Source organism: Phreatobacter sp. GW821-FHT04C01, assembly GCF_059420385.1.
Genome location: NZ_JBWKTP010000003.1, coordinates 794,304 through 811,625, shown reverse-complemented (window position 1 = coordinate 811,625; position 17,322 = coordinate 794,304). Strand labels below are relative to the sequence as shown.

20 protein-coding genes are annotated in these 17,322 nt (G+C 66.8%); 7 read left to right on the top strand and 13 right to left on the bottom strand.

The features are described 5' to 3' along the window. Positions 1-25 precede the first annotated feature (25 nt). The 4 genes from AC07WJ_RS15550 to AC07WJ_RS15535 all read left to right on the top strand — a co-directional run bounded on the left by AC07WJ_RS15550 (position 26) and on the right by AC07WJ_RS15535 (position 4,052). Positions 26-1,408: an aminotransferase gene (locus AC07WJ_RS15550; protein ID WP_494935483.1), complete on the top strand. Its 1,383-nt coding sequence runs from the start codon at positions 26-28 to the stop codon at positions 1,406-1,408. Between the two features lie 163 nt (positions 1,409-1,571). Continuing rightward, positions 1,572-2,567 carry a flagellar motor protein MotA gene (locus AC07WJ_RS15545; protein ID WP_494935482.1) on the top strand — a complete coding sequence of 332 codons (996 nt, stop codon included), beginning with the start codon at positions 1,572-1,574 and terminating at the stop codon, positions 2,565-2,567. 1 nt (position 2,568) lies between these two features. Further along, positions 2,569-3,597 (top strand): peptidoglycan -binding protein, encoded by a 1,029-nt coding sequence (locus tag AC07WJ_RS15540; RefSeq protein WP_494935481.1) that lies wholly within the window; start codon positions 2,569-2,571, stop codon positions 3,595-3,597. Continuing rightward, complete coding sequence (locus AC07WJ_RS15535; RefSeq protein WP_494935480.1) at positions 3,594-4,052, top strand: GNAT family N-acetyltransferase; 459 nt, start codon at positions 3,594-3,596, stop codon at positions 4,050-4,052. Before AC07WJ_RS15540 ends, AC07WJ_RS15535 begins: the two co-directional genes overlap by 4 nt. Here the strand turns inward: AC07WJ_RS15535 and AC07WJ_RS15530 are convergent. After that, positions 4,018-5,829 carry an ABC transporter transmembrane domain-containing protein gene (locus AC07WJ_RS15530; RefSeq protein WP_494935479.1) on the bottom strand — a complete coding sequence of 604 codons (1,812 nt, stop codon included), beginning with the start codon at positions 5,827-5,829 and terminating at the stop codon, positions 4,018-4,020. The two genes, AC07WJ_RS15535 and AC07WJ_RS15530, sit on opposite strands and share 35 nt — an antisense overlap. A 152-nt stretch (positions 5,830-5,981) precedes the next feature. Here AC07WJ_RS15530 and rpmE point away from each other — a divergent pair, with 152 nt between their 5' ends. Both rpmE and AC07WJ_RS15520 read left to right on the top strand, forming a co-directional pair. Next, positions 5,982-6,215, top strand: a complete 234-nt coding sequence (rpmE, locus tag AC07WJ_RS15525; protein ID WP_494935478.1) for a 50S ribosomal protein L31 — start codon at positions 5,982-5,984, stop codon at positions 6,213-6,215. Positions 6,216-6,473: 258 nt separating this feature from the next. Further along, positions 6,474-7,079 (top strand): GNAT family N-acetyltransferase, encoded by a 606-nt coding sequence (locus AC07WJ_RS15520; RefSeq protein WP_494935477.1) that lies wholly within the window; start codon positions 6,474-6,476, stop codon positions 7,077-7,079. 9 nt (positions 7,080-7,088) lie between these two features. Here AC07WJ_RS15520 and AC07WJ_RS15515 read toward each other — a convergent pair whose 3' ends face one another. The 11 genes from AC07WJ_RS15515 to AC07WJ_RS15465 form a co-directional block, all read right to left on the bottom strand. Beyond that, positions 7,089-7,793, bottom strand: a complete 705-nt coding sequence (locus AC07WJ_RS15515) for an AprI/Inh family metalloprotease inhibitor (RefSeq protein ID WP_494935476.1) — start codon at positions 7,791-7,793, stop codon at positions 7,089-7,091. Positions 7,794-7,915: 122 nt separating this feature from the next. After that, positions 7,916-9,253, bottom strand: coding sequence for a cell envelope integrity protein CreD (gene creD, locus AC07WJ_RS15510; protein ID WP_494935475.1), 1,338 nt, complete (start codon positions 9,251-9,253; stop codon positions 7,916-7,918). A 180-nt stretch (positions 9,254-9,433) separates the two neighbouring features. Next, positions 9,434-10,216: a succinate dehydrogenase iron-sulfur subunit gene (locus AC07WJ_RS15505; protein WP_494935474.1), complete on the bottom strand. Its 783-nt coding sequence runs from the start codon at positions 10,214-10,216 to the stop codon at positions 9,434-9,436. A 104-nt stretch (positions 10,217-10,320) separates the two neighbouring features. Further along, the gene (locus AC07WJ_RS15500; RefSeq protein WP_494935473.1) at positions 10,321-10,506 is read right to left on the bottom strand and encodes a DUF2065 domain-containing protein; all 186 of its coding nucleotides are present in this window, start codon (positions 10,504-10,506) and stop codon (positions 10,321-10,323) included. Between the two features lie 123 nt (positions 10,507-10,629). After that, positions 10,630-11,553: a protease modulator HflC gene (gene hflC, locus AC07WJ_RS15495; protein ID WP_494935472.1), complete on the bottom strand. Its 924-nt coding sequence runs from the start codon at positions 11,551-11,553 to the stop codon at positions 10,630-10,632. Next, entirely contained in the window at positions 11,550-12,692 is a 1,143-nt protein-coding gene (gene hflK / locus AC07WJ_RS15490) for an FtsH protease activity modulator HflK (RefSeq protein ID WP_494935471.1), read from the bottom strand. Before hflK ends, hflC begins: the two co-directional genes overlap by 4 nt. Before the next feature lie 195 nt (positions 12,693-12,887). Beyond that, positions 12,888-13,406 carry a dihydrofolate reductase gene (locus AC07WJ_RS15485; protein ID WP_494935470.1) on the bottom strand — a complete coding sequence of 173 codons (519 nt, stop codon included), beginning with the start codon at positions 13,404-13,406 and terminating at the stop codon, positions 12,888-12,890. Continuing rightward, entirely contained in the window at positions 13,403-13,714 is a 312-nt protein-coding gene (locus tag AC07WJ_RS15480) for a nucleoside triphosphate pyrophosphohydrolase family protein (RefSeq protein ID WP_494935469.1), read from the bottom strand. The genes AC07WJ_RS15485 and AC07WJ_RS15480 overlap by 4 nt, the downstream gene beginning before the upstream one ends. Continuing rightward, on the bottom strand, positions 13,714-14,508 hold the full coding sequence (locus AC07WJ_RS15475; RefSeq protein WP_494935468.1) for a thymidylate synthase: 795 nt from the start codon (positions 14,506-14,508) through the stop codon (positions 13,714-13,716). The genes AC07WJ_RS15480 and AC07WJ_RS15475 overlap by 1 nt, the downstream gene beginning before the upstream one ends. 156 nt (positions 14,509-14,664) lie before the next feature. Next, positions 14,665-14,985 (bottom strand): DUF2853 family protein, encoded by a 321-nt coding sequence (locus tag AC07WJ_RS15470; RefSeq protein WP_494935467.1) that lies wholly within the window; start codon positions 14,983-14,985, stop codon positions 14,665-14,667. Between the two features lie 163 nt (positions 14,986-15,148). Next, positions 15,149-15,619: a YHS domain-containing (seleno)protein gene (locus tag AC07WJ_RS15465; protein ID WP_494935466.1), complete on the bottom strand. Its 471-nt coding sequence runs from the start codon at positions 15,617-15,619 to the stop codon at positions 15,149-15,151. Positions 15,620-15,663: 44 nt separating this feature from the next. Here AC07WJ_RS15465 and AC07WJ_RS15460 point away from each other — a divergent pair, with 44 nt between their 5' ends. Further along, a complete protein-coding gene (locus tag AC07WJ_RS15460) occupies positions 15,664-15,819 on the top strand; it encodes a hypothetical protein (protein ID WP_494935465.1) in 156 nt (51 codons plus the stop codon). Here the strand turns inward: AC07WJ_RS15460 and AC07WJ_RS15455 are convergent. Then, positions 15,809-17,317 (bottom strand): tripartite tricarboxylate transporter permease, encoded by a 1,509-nt coding sequence (locus AC07WJ_RS15455; protein WP_494935464.1) that lies wholly within the window; start codon positions 17,315-17,317, stop codon positions 15,809-15,811. The two genes, AC07WJ_RS15460 and AC07WJ_RS15455, sit on opposite strands and share 11 nt — an antisense overlap. Positions 17,318-17,322 lie beyond the last annotated feature (5 nt).

Genomic DNA, 17,322 nt, shown 5'->3' with positions numbered 1-17,322 from the left:
GCCGATCGATTGTCCGGAGGATGCCATGCCGCTGACGAACCTTCAGGTGCGGGATGTCGAGACGCTCGTCCATCCCTATACCAACCAGGCGACCATCCGCGAGACCGGCCCGCTGGTGATCGAGCGGGCCAAGGGCATCCATGTCTACGACGTGGATGGCAAGGCCTATATCGAGGGCATGGCCGGGCTCTGGTGCACCTCGCTCGGCTACGGCAACGAGGAACTGGCCGAGACCGCCTACGAGCAGATGAAGAAGCTCTCCTTCACCCATCTGTTCGGCGGCAAAAGCCACGACCCGGCGATCGAGCTGGCCGAAAAGCTGAAGGAGGTCGCGCCCGTGCCGATCTCCAAGGTGTTCTTCGTCTGCTCCGGCTCGGAGGCCAATGACAGCCAGATCAAGATGGTCTGGTACATGAACAATGCGCTGGGCCGGCCGAAAAAGAAGAAGATCGTCTCGCGCATCAAGGCCTATCACGGGGTCACGGTGGCGGCCGCCTCGCTCACCGGCCTGCCGGTCAACCATACCGATTTCGACCTGCCGATCGCCAATATCCTGCACACCTCCTGCCCGCATTTCTACCGCTTCGGCCTCGATGGCGAGACCGAGGAGGAGTTCGCGACGCGCTGCGCCAGGGAGCTCGAAGAGCTGATCATCAAGGAGGGCCCCGACACGGTCGCCGCCTTCATCGCCGAGCCGGTGATGGGCGCGGGCGGCGTGCTGGTGCCGCCCAAGGGCTATTTCGAGAAGATCATGGCGGTCTGCGACGCCTATGACATCTACATGATCGCCGACGAGGTGATCTGCGGCTTCGGGCGGCTCGGCGAATGGTTCGGCTCGCCGGTGCTCGGCTACAAGCCGCATGCGATCTCGATCGCCAAGGCCCTGACCTCGGCCTATATGCCTGTTGGAGCGGTGATGATCCCGGAGATCATGCATGAGGCGCTGGTCACCGAATCGAAAAAGATCGGCACCTTCGGCCACGGCTTCACCTATTCCGGCCACCCGGTCGGCGCGGCGGTGGCGCTGAAGACGCTGGAGATCTACCAGCGCGACAACATCATCCAGGGCTCGGCCGCCAAGGCGCCGCGGTTCCAGGGCCATCTGAAGGCCCTCGCCGACCATCCCCTGGTCGGCGAGGCCCGTGGGGTCGGGCTGGTCGGGGCGCTCGAGCTGGTCGCCGACAAGGCGAGCCGCAAGGCGTTCGACGCCAAGGCCGGGATCGGCGCCAAGGCGGCCAAATTCGCCGAGGACGAAGGTGTGATCCTGCGCAGCGTCGGCGATGCGCTGGCCTTCTGCCCGCCGCTGATCATCACGCCCGACGAGATCGACGATCTGTTCGCCCGCGCCACGCGTAGTCTCGACAGGACCCACGCCTATGCCAGGGCGGAAGGACTGATGGGAGCCTGATCAAGGGCCGCGGCCCGAAACCGCGGCTCTGGACCGTGACCAGGGAACCCGACGTCCGCCCCGCCATTATTATCAGCGTCATACCGCCGCCATACGCCTTGCTTCTCATCCGGGATGGCGCAGGTTAGTTTCCTGCGACACCGCAACCTACCGACGAGTGCCGATGGCCCGCGAACTCGATCCCTTCAAGGTCACATCCCCGCGGATCTTCCTGTTCCGGATGGTCGTGTTCCTCGTGCTCGTCGCGCTCGTCGCAGTGGTGCTGCAGCGCGAGATCAAGACCGCCTTCATGGCCAATCCCGGCCTCAACGGGCTGATCGTCGCGGTCTGCGTCATCGGCATCCTGCTGGCCATCCGGCAGGTGATCCGGCTGTTTCCCGAAGTCGCCTGGGTCAACTCCTTCCGCCTTGCCGACCCGGGCATCACGGTGGAGCGGGCCCCGGTGCTGCTGGCGCCGATGGCGACCATGCTGGGCGAGCGGGTCGGCCGCATGGCGATCTCGACCATGACCATGCGCAGCCTGCTCGATTCGCTCGCCACCCGGCTCGACGAGGGCCGCGATCTGTCGCGCTACCTCACCGGCCTGCTGGTCTTCCTCGGCCTGCTCGGCACCTTCTGGGGCCTGATCGACACGGTGACCTCGGTCGGCCGGGTGATCAACAGCCTCTCGACCCAGGGCGAACTCGGCACCATTTTCGAGGACATGAAACGCGGCCTCGCCGAACCGCTCGGCGGCATGGGCATCGCGTTCTCGTCCTCGCTGTTCGGCCTTTCCGGGTCGCTGGTGCTCGGCTTTCTCGACCTGCAGGCGAGCCAGGCGCAGAACCGCTTCTACACCGAGGTGGAAGACTGGCTGTCCTCGACCGTCCAGGACATGGCGGTGGTCAGCCCGGCCGCGGCGGATGCCGCCGGCGGGGTCGCCGTCGCCGACCTGCAGCGCGCGTTCGAGCGGCTGCGCGAAGCCATGGTCGACAACCCGGCGAACCAGCGTTCGACCGCGGCCATGGCCAACCTGGCCGAGGGTATCCAGGGCCTCGTCACCCATATGCGCTCCGAGCAGCAGATGATTCGCGACTGGGTCGAGGCGCAGGCCGGCGACCAGAAGGAGATCCGCAAGCTCCTGGAGCAGATGCTGCGCGAACGCGCGGGACGGTTCTGAGATGGCCCTGTCGCGAAACCGGCGCGGCGAACGGGGCATCGACTACTGGCCCGGCTTCGTCGACGCGCTGTCGACCTTCCTCCTGGCCATCATCTTCATGCTGTCGGTGTTCATGCTGGCGCAGTTCTTCCTGTCGCGCGAGATCGCCGGCAAGGACAATGTGATGACGCGGCTGAACCAGCAGATCGCCGAACTGAGCGATCTGCTGCAGCTGGAGCGTGGCCAGCGCCAGGGCCTTCAGGAAAACCTGTCGGCGATCAGCGCGACGCTCGGCACGACCGAACAGGACCGGCGCCGGCTGCAGGCGCTGGCCGACCAGGCCCAGGGGCAGGCGGGCGCGGCGAGCAGCCGGGCCCAGACGCTGGAAGGCGAGGTGACGCTGCAACGCCAGGCCGCCCAGGCGGCGCTGGCCCAGGTCGAGCTCCTCAACCAGCAGATCGCGGCCCTGCGCCGGCAGTTCGCGGCCATCGAAAACGCCCTGCAGGCGAGCGAAGCGCGCGACCGCGACTCGCAGACGCGCATTTCCGATCTCGGCCGCAGGCTGAACCTGGCGCTGGCCCAGCGGGTCCAGGAGCTGTCACGCTACCGCTCGGAATTTTTCGGCCGCCTGCGCGAAATTCTCGCCGACCGGCCCGATATCCGGGTGGTCGGCGATCGCTTCGTGTTCGGCTCCGAAGTGTTCTTCGCCTCCAGCCAGGCCGTGCTGGAACCCGGCGGCCGCGCCGAGCTCGACAAGCTGGCGGAAGCGCTGACCCAGGTCGCCCGCGATATTCCCGCCGATATTCCCTGGGTGCTGCGGGTCGACGGCCACACCGACGCCCGGCCGATCGGCGGAGGCCGCTTCGCCTCGAACTGGGACCTGTCGGCGGCGCGTGCCATTGCCGTCGTGCAATATCTGGTCAGCAAGGGCATCCCCCCGCAACGGCTGGTCGCCGCCGGCTTCGGCGAGTTCCAGCCGATCGAACAGGGCGACAGTCCCGAGGCGCTGGCGCGCAACCGCCGCATCGAACTGAGGCTGACCGACCGGTGACGATCAGGCTTGCCGCTTTCGATCCGGCCGCGCTCGGCACCATGTCGAGCCTCTGGGCGGCGACCTGGGCGGCAACCTATCCGGCCATCGATTTCGACAAGCGGCGCGGCTGGTTCACCGATCGGATCACCGCCTTCGCCGGCGCGGGGGTCGCGATCCCGCTGGCCTTCGTCGACACCGCGCTCGCCGGGTTCGTCACGGTCGATCCGGCTGGTGGCTGGATCGACCAGATGCTAGTCGGTCTCGCGCACCAGGGCTCCGGGGTCGGCCGGGCCCTGATGGACGAAGCCAAGCGCCTGTCGCCCAATGGCCTGTCGCTCGACGTCAATGCCGACAATGGCCGCGCCATCGCCTTCTACCGGCGCGAGGGCTTCGCCAAGACCGGCGCGCGCACCAACAGCCAGGGTTTCGCGATCGATGTCATGGTGTGGTCGCCGGGGCCTGACCGCCATTGAACTGCAGATCGGCGAGCCGGGCGTAAAGCCCGCCGCTGGCGGCGAGCTCGGCATGGGTGCCTTCCTCGACGATGCGGCCCTCGTCCATCACCAGGATGCGGTCGCAGCCGAGCACGGTCGCCAGGCGATGGGCGATGACCAGCGTCGTGCGGCCCTGCATCAGCCGCTCCAGCGCCGCCTGGACCATGGTCTCGCTCTCGGCATCCAGCGCCGATGTCGCCTCGTCGAGCAGCAGCAGCGGCGCGTCGCGCAGAATGGCGCGGGCAATGGCGATGCGCTGGCGCTGGCCGCCGGACAGGGTCACGCCGCGCTCACCGATCAGGCTCTCATAGCCGCCCGGCAGCTTCATGATGAATTCGTCGGCGAAGGCGAGCCTGGCGGCCTCCACGACCTCGGCGTCGCTCGCCTCCGGCCGGCCATAGCGAATGTTGTCGGCGACGCTCGCGGCGAACACCGCGACATCCTGCGGCACCATGGCGATGCGGCGGCGCAGGGCCTCTGGATCGGCCTGATCCAGCGCCACCCCGTCGAAGCGGATCACCCCGCCGACCGGGTCGTAGAAACGCAGCAGCAGGGCGAACAGCGTCGACTTTCCCGCCCCCGACGGACCGACGATCGCGACCTTTTCGCCCGGTTTCACCGTGAAGCTGACGCCATCGAGAACCTTGGTCTCCGGGCGCACCGGATAGGCGAAGCGCACCGCCACGAAACCGATCTCGCCATGCGGCGGCTCGGGCAGCGGCAGCGGACTGGCGGGCGCCTTCACCGCCGGCTCGATCGCCATGATCTCGGTCAGCCGTTCGGCCGCACCGGCCGCCTGGCTGATCTCGCTCCAGACCTGCGAGAGCTCGGACAGCGCGCCGGCGCCGAACACGGCATAGAGCACGAATTGCGACAGGCGGCCGCTCGACATGCTGCCGGCCAGCACCTCCTGGGCACCGGCCCAGAGGATCGCCACCACGCTGGAGAACACCAGGAAGATCACCACGGCGGTAAGGATGGCGCGCGCCTTGTTGGCGCTGCGCGCGGTGGCGAAGGCCTCCTCCGCGGCCGCGATGAAACGGGCCGACACCGTGCGCTCGGCGGTGAAGGCCTGCATGGTCCGCACCGCCTGGATATTTTCGTTGGCATAGGCCGAGGCGTCGGCGAGCCGGTCCTGGGCGATGCGCGAGCGGCGGCGCACGTCGCGGCCAAAGGCCACCAACGGCAGAACCAGGAGCGGGATCGCGGCCACCGCGTAAAGCGACAGCTTGGGGCTGGTGACGACCATCATCACGACCGCCCCGACGAACATGATCAGGTTGCGCAGGGCGATCGACACCGAGACCCCGACCGCCGATTTGATCTGGGTGGTGTCGGCGGTCAGCCGGGAGATCACGTCACCGGTCTTGGCGGTATCGAAAAAGCTCGGCGACAGCGTGGTCAGGTGCTGGAAGGCGGCCGAGCGGACATCGGCCACCACCCGTTCGCCGATCGTCGTGACCAGGTAGAAGCGCGAGGCCGAGGCGATCGCCAGGACCGCCGCGACGATGATCAGCATGCCGAAATACTGGGTGATCATGCCATCGGTGGAGAAGCCGAAATCGATCATCCGGCGAATCGCCAACGGCACCGCCAGCGTCGCCAGCGAAGCCACCGTCAGGGCGATCGCGGCACCGATCAGCAGGCCCGGATAGCGCAGCGCATAAGGCATCAGCCCGAGCAGCGGCCTGAGCCGGCGCTTCTTCCCGGGCGAGGCTTCCACCGGCTGATCTGCTGACGATGCGGCGATGCTCATGCTGCAATCCCATGGTTCTTGCGCGGGTGCGCTTATCAAGCGTCCATCGTGTCTTGAAAACCCGACGAACTTCGCGTATGAGCGCGGCTTCTCGTCACAGGACGACCCGCGTGCCGGCGTATGACCGATCCGGCGCCCTTTGAGGACGACCCATGAAGACCGGCATCCATCCTGAATACCACACCATCAAGGTCGTCATGACCGACGGCACCGAGTACACGACCCGCTCGACCTACGGCAAGCCGGGCGACACGCTGCAGCTCGACATCGATCCGAAGTCGCACCCGGCCTGGACCGGCGGCACGCAGCAGCTGATGGACCGCGGCGGCCGCCTGTCGCGCTTCAACCAGCGCTTCGGCAATCTCGGCGCCGCACTGAAGAAGTAAGCGTTCACCCCTGCTGGTGAAGCTCAACCCCGGCCTCGCGGCCGGGGTTTTCGTTTGCGTGCCCACCTGTTCATCTGGCGTTGGGCTCGCCGCCGCAGCAAGGACGCGATCACGCCCTTGTCATGCTGCACTGCAAAATTAGAGCTGGTTCCCGACGGAATGCCCGCGCTAAGAACGCCCGGTCGAGGGAAACGACGTTCAAGGCTCGAGGGTTCCACGTCATGAGCCGCCTGATGGCGGGCAAACGAGGACCATAGGATGACCGACGAGCTCACCGCGTCCGGCGTGATCCGCAAGCTGATGCCCTGGGAGACCGCGCTGCTGCGCGAGCATTTCCTGAGGCTCGATCCGGAAGCCCGGCATTGCCGCTTCGCCGCGGGCGTCTCGGACGACACCATTTCCGGCTATGCCGAGACCGCGCTCGGCGCGGATGCGCTGGTGCACGGCTTCCTGGTCGACGGGATCCTGCGCGGCGCCGCCGAATTGCGGCTGCTCGAGGACAATGCCGCAGAGGTGGCGGTCACCGTCGAGGAAGCCTGGCGGCTGACCGGCGTCGGCACGGCGCTGTTCGGACGCCTGCTGCTGACCGCCCGCAATCGCGGCGTGCGGAGCCTCGTGATGACCTGCCTGCCGGCCAACCGCGCCATGCAGCGGCTGGCCGCCCGATTCGACGGCAAGATCACCTATGCCTCCGGCGACGTCTTCGCCGACGTCAAGGCCGAGCCCGCCAACCCGCTGTCGCTCTGGCGCGAAGCCTGGCGCGACGGCTCGTCGGTCGCCGCGACCATGCTGGACGCCCAGCTCAACCTGATGAAGCGCGCCCGCAGGCGCCCCGCGGACCTCGGCAACCGGGGCGAAGGCTGACCTGGAGGGTCAGCGCGCCATCGTCACGGTAGCGCCGGTGGCGGTGGCGCCGGAATAACCCGAGCCTTGCGGGAAGAGCCGCGCCGCGACCCGGCCGCCCGGCTGCAGCAGCACCACTTCCGAGCCGCGCTGTTCCCAGGCATTGATGCGGGCCAGCGACGGCGCGCGGCAGTTCTGCGGGCTGGCGCGGTAGAACTCGAACAGCGGCGTCGAGGTCAGGGTGATCCGGCAGCGGTCTCCCGCGTCGCTCACCGTCCAGGTTCCGGCAATCGTCGTGGCCGACGGCGCTGCCGCGCGCGGAGCCTCCTGGCGCGGCAGGGCGGCAACCGCCGCCGGGGCGCCGGCGCTGCCACGCGGCGGCGGCTCCTCGACCATGATGCGCGGCTGCTCGGACGGGCTCGCCGGGCGCAGGGCCGGGTCGATGGCGGAGGGGCCGACATCGGAGGTGCGGCCCGTGCCGGGCGGCGGCGGGATATCCTCGGTGGCGACCGATTGGTCCGGCGCCTGCTGGCCGCCGGCAATGACGTCCTCGTCGGCGGCCGAAGGCCGGCGCTGAGGCGCCGGCGCCATGGGCTGCGGCTGGCCGTAGCCGCCGTCGATACGCTGCGACCCGGTCCTGGGCATCGACGCCGAGGAGAAGTCACCGAAACGGTCCGAAGTACAACCGGCAAGCGCGGCCGAGGCGAGAAGAAGGGCGACGGGGCGCGTCAGCATGAAGTGGTCCCGAAAAATGTCGGCGCGATACGGCGACACTGCCACGGTCGACGCAAGCTGCGGCGGATCCATGGCAGTGACGCGACATCGCGACGATGCTCAGCTTATCGTTAACCGATCCTTTACGACGTCGCAGCCGGTTTTTCCTCAACTGATTTTCCCGACAAGGCCGACCAGTCGGTCTTCACCGTGGCGAGCATAACGGTCGCCAGTGCCGCGAAGACCACGATCGCACCGGTGACCAGGGCGTAATCCTCCGAGCGCAGCACGATGAAGAGCAGCCCGTAGGCCAGGCCAAGCTCGCCGGCGACCATGGCCCCCTCCCTCAGCCGCCCGAAGGCCAGTCCGACATAGAGCGAGACGAGCCCGACGACGGCGGCGCTGGCCAGGGCATAGGCCCGGACGAAGCCGATATGCTCGGCGAAGGACAAAAGCAGCAGGTAGAACAGGGTCAAGGCCGCGCCGACCATGAGATATTGGATCGGATGGAACGACCGTGCCGCCAGGACTTCCAGAAGGAAGACCACCAGGAAGGCGGCGCCGATGACCAGAACGCCATATTTCAGCGCCCGCTCGACCAGGTGATAGATGTCGACCGGCTGGAACAGCCGCACGCCCGAGCGCGCGGCGACCAGCCGCTGGAACAGCGCGGGCTCGGCCACGAAGGCCTGCGCCACCGGCCGGGCATAGTGCGGCACCGACCAGTTCGCCGAGAAACCGGCCTCGCTAATCTCCCGCTCGGCCGGCAGGAAGGCGCCGAAGAAGCTCGGATGGCTCCAGTTGGAGCGGAGCGCGACCGTCGAGGTCCGGCCGATCGGCGCAAGGCCGAAAGCCTGCGAGCCCTTGAGATCGAACCGCGCGCTGACGTTGAACGGTGCCGCGCCGTCGACGCCGCCAAGGGCCGCGTAGAGGGTCGGCACCTGGAACGTCGCCGGCCCCGCCCCCGGCTCCAGCGGCGTCACGCTGTCGCCGATGCGCACCGGTACCTCGCGCTGCAGGCCGCGCGGATCGAGCACATGGAAGACGAGCGCCGCCTCTTCCCAGACCGGCGCGATGGCGGAAGGGTCGATGCGCGCGACGTCGACCGGCGCGAAACGGGCATCGATGTCGACCTCGCCCCGGTAGACCGGCACTTCGAAGATGCCGCGCCGGCGCTGCTCGACCTTGAGATCGCCGTTCTGCCGGAGCGTCTCCGGCAGAACGGCCAGGACGCGCCTGACGGTCCGCGCATCCTGGCCGCCGGAACGGCTGACATAGGGCAGCAGCAGGATGGGGCCGACGATCGTCTGTTCACCCGCCCAGGCGCCGGCGACCTCCCCGATCACCTCGGCCGCGCGTTGCGAACGCTCGCCGCGCAGGGATGAAATGGCGACGAGGGGAATGACGAGCAGCAGCGTCAGCACGCCGATGGCGGCGAGCTTGAACAAGGGGGACCGGATCAGTCGATATCCCGAAGCCATGGATGAACCTCCCGTGAACGGAGGTTCGAACTCACATGGAGGTGACGGCGGCTCCGCGGTGACAAACGGGAGCCGGCGCGGAGTTTCCGTGGCGGAAGGGCGGCGGAACGAACCGCCGCCGGAAGCGGCAGACCGGGCATCGCAGGTGAAAAGCGGCGGCAAGGGCCGCCGCGGGGAGCGTCAGACCTGACGCGACACCATCATCTTCTTGATCTCGGCGATCGCCTTGGCCGGGTTCAGCCCCTTCGGGCAGGCCTTCGAGCAGTTCATGATGGTGTGGCAGCGATAGAGGCGGAACGGATCCTCGAGATTGTCCAGCCGCTCGCCGGTCGCCTCGTCACGCGAATCGATCAGCCAGCGATAGGCCTGCAGCAGGATGGCCGGGCCGAGATAGCGGTCGCCGTTCCACCAGTAGCTCGGACAGGAGGTCGAGCAGCAGGCGCACAGGATGCATTCATAGAGACCGTCGAGCTTTTCGCGATCCTCCTTGGACTGGCGCCACTCCTTCTCCGGCTGGGCCGTCGTCGTCTTGAGCCAGGGCTCGATGGAGGCATGCTGGGTATAGAAGCGGGTCAGGTCGGGGACGAGGTCCTTGACCACGGGCATATGCGGCAGCGGGTAGATCTTGACCGCGCTCGCCTTCACCTCGTCCATGCCCTTGGTGCAGGCGAGGGTGTTGGTGCCGTCGATATTCATGGCGCAGGAACCGCAAATGCCTTCACGGCAGGAGCGGCGGAAGGTCAGAGTCGGATCGACCTTGTTCTTGATCCAGATCAGGCCGTCGAGGACCATCGGGCCGCAATCGTCACGGTCGACATAATAGGTGTCGATGCGCGGATTGGCGCCGTCATCCGGATTCCAGCGATAGATCTTGAACTCGCTGAGGTGATTGGAGCCGGCCGGCTTGGGCCAGGCCTTGCCCTCGGTGATCTTGGAGTTCTTGGGAAGCGTGAACTGAGCCATGGTATGTCTTCAAGTCTCGCGAGATGTAGCGAAGCTGCCCCTCCCATCAATCCTGGGGGCGCGCTTGTCAATCGGGTCTTTGGTCGGGCGCGATCAAGCGCGTGTCAGCTACGCATCCACCAGATGACGCCGAGGCCCAGAATCGCCGAGACGAGACCGATGATGCGCAATTGCTGGATCGGCGTCAGGCGCATGATTTCCAGCGCCTGGCGCACCCGCATCGGCAAGGCGGCGAGCAGGATGCCCTCGATGACGAGGACCAGGCCCAGGGCGGTGAGAAAGTCTTTCATGGCGCACTTTCATCGGGCGCGTTGTCAGCACGCTTGATTGGCACGTGTTCTTTGGCACGCTTTTTCCGGCGCGATGGAAAAAGGCCGCCGCGACGGGGTCGCGACGGCCTGGAGCGCAAGAGGTCAGCGGCTGGCGGGAGGTGTGTCCGCCGCGCGGGCCGGTGTCGGCCCGTTTCGCCGCCCGGTGGCGTCGCCGAAATAGCGGAAGAAATCCGAATTCGGCGAGAGCACCATGCGGGTATCGCCCTGCTTCATGCTCTGCTCATAGGCCTGCATGGTGCGATAGAACGAGAAGAAGTTCGGATCGCGGCCATAGGCCTCGGCGAAGATCTTGTTGCGTTCGGCATCGCCCGCGCCGCGCAGCTCGTCGGCCCGGCGATTGGCCTCGGCGAGAATGCCGGTGACCTCGCGATCGGCCCGGGCGCGGATGGTGACCGCGGCCTGGCTGCCGGTGGCGCGCAGGTCGGCCGCTTCCTGGCGGCGCTCGGTCTGCATGCGGTTGAACACCGCTTCCTGGTTGACCTGGGGCAGGTCGACGCGGGTCAGCCTGAGATCGACGATCTCGACGCCGAGCGTGCCGGCCTCGCGGTTCACCTCTTCCTGGATACGGTTCATCAGCAGGCCGCGATCGGTGCGGATCAGCGCCGACATGGTGGTGCCGGCGATGACGTTGCGCATCGACGAGTTCACGAAGCTGGCAAGCCGGGTATTGGCATTGGGCACCGTGCGCACGGTCTGGAAGAACCGCAGCGGCTGGGTGATCCGGTAGCGGGCGAAGGCGTCGACGTCGAGGTTCTGACGATCGGTCGAGAGCACCGACTGAACCGGCAGGTCGAGATCCAGCGTGCGCTTGTCGAGCGGCACGACATTGTCGATGAAGGGCATCTTGAAATAGAGCCCCGGCTCGCTGATCGGCTGGCGCACGACCTGGCCGAAACGCAGCACGATGGCGTGCTGGGTCTGCTGGACCACGAAGAACGAATTGGCCAGCGCGAAGACGACGACGGCGGCAATGATGCCGAGAACCAGTTTGGTGGTCGAGTTCATCGCGTCGTCCCCTGCGTGGTGCCGGCCTGCGGGCGACGGTTGGTGAGTTGGTCGAGCGGCAGGAACGGCTGGACGCCATTGCCTCCGGCCTGATCGATGATGACCTTGTCGGTGCCACCGAGCACCCGCTCCATGGTCTCCAGGAACATCCGCTCGCGCGTCACGTCGGGCGCCAGTCGATATTGCTCGTAGACCTGGGTGAAGCGGCTGGCCTGACCGTTCGCCTCGGCGACGACGCGGTCACGATAGGCCTCGGCCTCCTGCAGCGTCTGCGCGGCGCGGCCGCGTGCCTCCGGAACGACCTGGCTCGCATAGGTGCGCGCTTCGTTCTGAACCCGGCTCTGGTCCTGCTGGGCCGCGTTGACGTCGAGGAACGAGCCACGCACCTGCTGCGGCGGCAGAGCCGACAGCAGTTGCACGACACGCACGTTGACGCCGGAATGGTAGTCGTCGAGCGTCTTCTGCATGAGAGTGCGGATCTCGGCGGCGATCGCCGACTGATCGGTGGTCAGGATCGGCTGGATGTTGCGCCGGCCGACCGCCTCGCGCAGCGCGCTCTCGGCAACCGATTTCACCGTGCCTTCCGGATTCTGCATCTGGAACACGAAATCGGCGACCTGGGCCGCGTTGACGTCCCACTGCACTTCCAGATCGATGTCGATGATGTTCTCGTCACCGGTCAGCATCAGGCTCTCTTCGAGCACGTCACGATTGCCGCCGCGCGGGCCGCCGCCGGAGCGATAGCCGACCTCGGTCCGCCGCACGTCGGTGACCGGCACCCGGAACACCGCGCCGAACGGCGCCGGCGGGTTCCAGTTCAGGCCTGGCGCGGCATTGCCGATATGGCGGCCGAACACGGTGTTCACGCCGACCTCGTTCTGGCCGACCGTGTAGAAACCGGTCGCGGCATAGACAAGCGCTGCCAGAACCGCGATCAGCGCGATGCCTTTGGCGCCGATATTGCCGCCGCCGCCCGGCAGCACGCTCTTCAGCCGTTCCTGGCTCTTGCGGATCAGCTCCTCGAGGTCGGGGGGCTGGCCGCCGCTCTGGGGACCTTGTCCCCAGGGTCCTTTCGGACCGCCGCCGCCACCACCGCCGCCGCCCCATGGGCCGCCGCCGCCTTGATTGTTCCACGGCATGAAAATGTCCTCGCTGAGAAAGCCGGGCGGCGCTGGAGAGCGCCTGTGTTGCCCACGGATATAGAAGAGCCGCCCCTTCCTTTCAACGCGATGCCGTCTGCGTCATTGCCGCATTACGGCCCCGTGGTGAACGAGGGCAGCCGGGAAACTTCAGCAAAAACCATAGGCTGGGCTTCAGCCTTACGCCAGGGGAGATCAGGCGGGACGGGCGGCGCGGCGATATTCCACCACCCGGAAGGCATGATCGTCGACTGGCCCCGCGGGATAGGCGGATATGTCGCGCCCCGACCATGCCGCCGGATCGATCGCGGGGAAGAAGGCGTCCGCCGCGGGCGCATCGTCGACATGGGTGATCAGAAGCCTGTCGGCGAGCGGCATGGCCTGGGCGTAGATGTCGGCGCCGCCGATCACGACGATCTCGGCCGCCCCCGAACGCAGCGCCTCGGCATGCGCGACGGCGAGCGCATTGGCCAGTCCGGAGGTCACCACCGCCCCGGCCAGCGACAGGCCGGCGCGGCGCGAGATCACGATATTGAGGCGCTTGGGCAGGGGCCGGCCGACGCTCTCGAAGGTCTTGCGGCCCATGACCACGGGCTTGCCCAGCGTCGCCGCCCGGAACCCGGCCATGTCGGTCTTCAGCCGCCACAGCAGCGCGTTGCCGCGACCGATGGCGCCGTTCGATCCGACATTGGCGATCAGCATGACCGGCGTCATGGCCTGGCCTCGTAGCGCATCCACTTGGCTTCCAGCGCCGCGCCGGCATCGATGCCCAGGCGCTCGGCGAGCGCCAGGGTGAAGCCCAGCACATCGGCGATCTCGCGGGCCAGCGCCGCGCGTCCGCCGTCGCCCTCGGCCTTGTGCCGCGAGCGGGCGGTCGCCGCGAGATAGGCCTGGGTCAGTTCGCCCAGCTCTTCCTGCAGTTTGAAGACGATCCAGTCTTCGCCCGGCGCGATGCCGAATGCCGCCTCGTATTGCCGGCTGATGCGCTCGGCGCGCGCCTGCATCTCCGAGAGCTGCGACATCACACCGCCACCGGCGCCTTGATATGCGCGTCGGCCTCATAGCCGGTCAGCGTGAAGTCGTCATAGCTGAAGCCGAACAGATCCGTCACCGCCGGATTGAGCGTCATGGTCGGCAAGGGCCGTGGCTGGCGCGTCAGTTGCAGCCGCGCCTGGTCCAGGTGGTTCACATAGAGGTGGGCATCGCCGAGCGTGTGGACGAAATCGCCCGGTTTCAGGCCCGCCACCTGCGCGACCATGAGGGTCAGCAGGGCGTAGCTCGCGATATTGAAGGGCACGCCGAGGAAGATGTCGGCCGAGCGCTGATAGAGCTGGCAGGACAGCCGGCCGTCGGCCACGTAGAACTGGAACAGGCAATGGCATGGCGGCAGCGCCATGGCGTCGACATCGGCCGGGTTCCAGGCCGAGACGATCAGCCGGCGCGAATCCGGGTTCTTGCGCAGCATCGCGACGAGATTGGCCATCTGGTCGATGACGCGCCCGTCGGGTGCGGCCCAGGACCGCCATTGCTTGCCATAGACCGGGCCGAGATCACCGGCGGCGTCGGCCCAGTCGTCCCAGATCGAAACACCATTGGCCTTGAGATAGGCGATGTTGGTGTCGCCCTTCAGGAACCAGAGCAATTCGTGAATGATCGACTTCAGATGCAGCTTCTTGGTGGTCAGCATCGGGAAACCCGCGCCGAGATCGAAGCGCATCTGGTGGCCAAAGACCGAGAGCGTCCCGGTGCCGGTCCGGTCGTCCTTGCGGGTGCCGGTGTCGAGCACGCGCTGCATGAGATCGTGATATTGGCGCAACGGAGCCTCTCGGTCGGGCGAATCTCAGGCAGTATAGCCCGATCGAACGATGTCGGGCAGCGGCCTGATCGCGTCGCCCACAGGCGGGCGCCCCACCCCTGCGCCCATGAAAACGCCGCCCGACCGGGCGGCGCTTCGGGCAAGGCATGGCCCGCCTTATTTCTTGATGAACAGATCCAATTTCTTGAAGTGATCGGCCAGGAGGTAATAAACTGTCACGCGGTTCTTGGTCTTGTCCGCCTTCATCGCATCATGAACCTTGGCGAGCGCGGCGTCGATCGCCGGTTCGTCGGTGAGGCCGAGCTTCTTGATCGCGAAATTCTGTTTCACGCGATCGACTTCTTTCGGGTCGGTAAAGGAGACCAGCGACGAATCCCGGTTACGCAATGCGATTCCGAGATATTTGATGATCCCGGTCACGGCCGCTTCGTTCGCCTTAGGCGCATACTTCTTCACGTCTGCCAGCCAGTCGCTCATGGTGCTCCCTCTCGCCGTTGTGGCCCGCCCAGCCCAGTGGAGCCGCGCGGGCGCCAACGCTAGCACCAAGATTTCCCAGCGTCACCGGCTTGTTTCAATAGAAATCTGCCAAAAAAAACGCCGCCTCCAGGCTATTGTCACCACGGTTTCTTAAACCGCCAGCTCATTGTGCCGCGAGCGCCGGCCAATGCCGGTCGGCTGCGGCAATGAAGCCGGCAATATTGTTCTGCCAGGTCCGATGCACATTGGCGTCGTAATTGAGGAACAGGCGTCCCTCGACGATGCGCCACTGGCGCGGATCGCCCGCGGCGCGATAGCCTTGCGACGCCGCCCAGGCGCAATGGCCGCCATAGGCCGGCGCGTAGCGCTCCGGGGCCAACGCGAAAGCATCCCGGTTGGCGGCGCTGGCAAACCGCCAGGTCGCGCCCTTCCAGCGGTGGACGAAGGCCGGCGAACCGGCGACCGGCGCGCCTTCGGAAAAGTAGGCCACGACGTCGTAGCCGCCGGCTGCGAGCGACGACAGCGGTCGGGTGTAGATCTCGGCCGCGCTTGCGCGGCCGGTGCCGAGCGCCGCCGGGCCCGCGAGGCTCCACAGGACGAGCGCGCGGCGGGACGGCGAAAACGGGAGGCGCATGGCAAGCTCCGATCGTCAGGCGCGGCATCCGACATGCCGTCTTCTTGGACCTGTTCGAGACCGGAGAGCTGTTTCGTTACAATGGCTGCGAAGTCACCGCCGGCGCAGGCGGAAGCATCGACGGCAAGGCCGCCACGCGGCGGCGCAAAAACGATCCGGCGCGGGGCGAGCCCGCGCCGGATCGCAAAGTCACTCGGTGAAGACTTCGTCGCGGCTCTTGGTGATCGCCGGCAGGAACGACAGGATCACCAGGACGACGGCGATGACGATCAGGCCGGCCGAAATCGGACGGTTGACGAAATCGACGAACACCGACCAATCGCCGCGCGACATCAGGATCGAGCGCCGGAGATATTCCTCCATCAGCTTGCCCAGCACGAAGCCGAGCAGCAGCGGCGCGACCTCGAAGCCCATCTTCATCAGGCCATAACCGACAAAGCCGAAGAAGGCGGTGATCACCACGTCGAACGGGTTGTTGTTGATCGAGTAGATGCCGATCGAACAGAACATGATGATCGCCGGGAACAGCATGTTGTACGGCACTTTCAGGAGTTTCACCCAAAGGCCGATCAGCGGCATGTTGATGATCAGCAGCATCAGATTGCCGATCCACATGGAGGCGATCATGCCCCAGAACAGATCGGGCCGCTTTTCCATGACCTGCGGCCCCGGCACGATGCCGTGGATGGTCATGGCGCCGACCATCAGCGCCATCACGGCGTTCGGCGGAATGCCGAGCGTCAGCAGTGGAATGAACGAGGTCTGCGCGCCGGCATTGTTGGCGCTTTCCGGTCCGGCGACGCCCTCGATGGCGCCCTTGCCGAAGCGCGAGGGATCCTTGGCGATCTTCTTTTCGATCGTATAGCTGGCGAACGGCCCGAGCACGGCGCCGTTGCCGGGCAAGATGCCGAGCGCCGAACCGATAAAGGTGCCGCGCAGGATCGGCGCCGCCGATTCCTTGATGTCCTGCCAACTCGGCAGCAAGCGGCCGATCTTGTTCTTCAGGACGTCGCGGGTCTCGGGTGTCTCCAGGTTGCGCAGGATTTCGGCAAAGCCGAACATGCCCATGGCGATGGCGGCGAAGTCGAGACCGTCGGAGAGTTCCGCCCAGCGGAAGGTCATGCGGTCGGCGCCGGTCTCGAGATCCTGGCCGACGGTCGACAGCATGAGCCCGCAGAGCACCATGGCGATCGCCTTGACCACCGAGCCACGCGCCAGCACGACGGCGAAGATCAGGCCCATGACCATGAGCGAGAAATATTCGGCCGGGCCGAACAGCAGGGCCACCCGGGTGAGCGGCGTCGCCAGACCGGCGATGATGATGGTCGCCACCGTACCGGCGAAGAACGAGCCGATGGCCGAGATTCCCAGTGCCACGCCGGCGCGGCCGTTGCGCGCCATCTGGTGACCGTCCAGCACGGTGACGACGGATGTCGCCTCGCCGGGGATATTGACCAGGATCGCGGTGGTCGAACCGCCATACTGGGCACCGTAATAGATGCCCGCCAGCATGATCAGGGCGCCGACCGGATCGAGACCGAAGGTGATCGGCAGCAGCATCGCGATGGTGGCGATCGGGCCGACGCCCGGCAACACGCCGACAAGCGTGCCGATCATGCAGCCAAGAAAGCACAGCGCGATATTCTTCAGCGTCAGCGCAACACCGAAGCCGAGCGCCAGATTAGCAATCATGTCCATGGTGC

Coding starts and splice junctions, on each gene's coding strand:
- AC07WJ_RS15515 (WP_494935476.1), bottom strand. CDS start 7,793: ATGCTGACGCGCCCCGTCGCCCTTCTTCTCGCCTCGGCCGCGCTTGCC.
- AC07WJ_RS15470 (WP_494935467.1), bottom strand. CDS start 14,985: ATGAGCGACTGGCTGGCAGACGTGAAGAAGTATGCGCCTAAGGCGAAC.
- hflK (WP_494935471.1), bottom strand. CDS start 12,692: ATGCCGTGGAACAATCAAGGCGGCGGCGGCCCATGGGGCGGCGGCGGT.
- hflC (WP_494935472.1), bottom strand. CDS start 11,553: ATGAACTCGACCACCAAACTGGTTCTCGGCATCATTGCCGCCGTCGTC.
- AC07WJ_RS15465 (WP_494935466.1), bottom strand. CDS start 15,619: ATGCGCCTCCCGTTTTCGCCGTCCCGCCGCGCGCTCGTCCTGTGGAGC.
- AC07WJ_RS15545 (WP_494935482.1), top strand. CDS start 1,572: ATGGCCCGCGAACTCGATCCCTTCAAGGTCACATCCCCGCGGATCTTC.
- AC07WJ_RS15550 (WP_494935483.1), top strand. CDS start 26: ATGCCGCTGACGAACCTTCAGGTGCGGGATGTCGAGACGCTCGTCCAT.
- AC07WJ_RS15540 (WP_494935481.1), top strand. CDS start 2,569: ATGGCCCTGTCGCGAAACCGGCGCGGCGAACGGGGCATCGACTACTGG.
- AC07WJ_RS15480 (WP_494935469.1), bottom strand. CDS start 13,714: ATGTCGCAGCTCTCGGAGATGCAGGCGCGCGCCGAGCGCATCAGCCGG.
- rpmE (WP_494935478.1), top strand. CDS start 5,982: ATGAAGACCGGCATCCATCCTGAATACCACACCATCAAGGTCGTCATG.
- AC07WJ_RS15505 (WP_494935474.1), bottom strand. CDS start 10,216: ATGGCTCAGTTCACGCTTCCCAAGAACTCCAAGATCACCGAGGGCAAG.
- AC07WJ_RS15455 (WP_494935464.1), bottom strand. CDS start 17,317: ATGGACATGATTGCTAATCTGGCGCTCGGCTTCGGTGTTGCGCTGACG.
- AC07WJ_RS15500 (WP_494935473.1), bottom strand. CDS start 10,506: ATGAAAGACTTTCTCACCGCCCTGGGCCTGGTCCTCGTCATCGAGGGC.
- creD (WP_494935475.1), bottom strand. CDS start 9,253: ATGGCTTCGGGATATCGACTGATCCGGTCCCCCTTGTTCAAGCTCGCC.
- AC07WJ_RS15520 (WP_494935477.1), top strand. CDS start 6,474: ATGACCGACGAGCTCACCGCGTCCGGCGTGATCCGCAAGCTGATGCCC.
- AC07WJ_RS15530 (WP_494935479.1), bottom strand. CDS start 5,829: ATGAGCATCGCCGCATCGTCAGCAGATCAGCCGGTGGAAGCCTCGCCC.
- AC07WJ_RS15485 (WP_494935470.1), bottom strand. CDS start 13,406: ATGACGCCGGTCATGCTGATCGCCAATGTCGGATCGAACGGCGCCATC.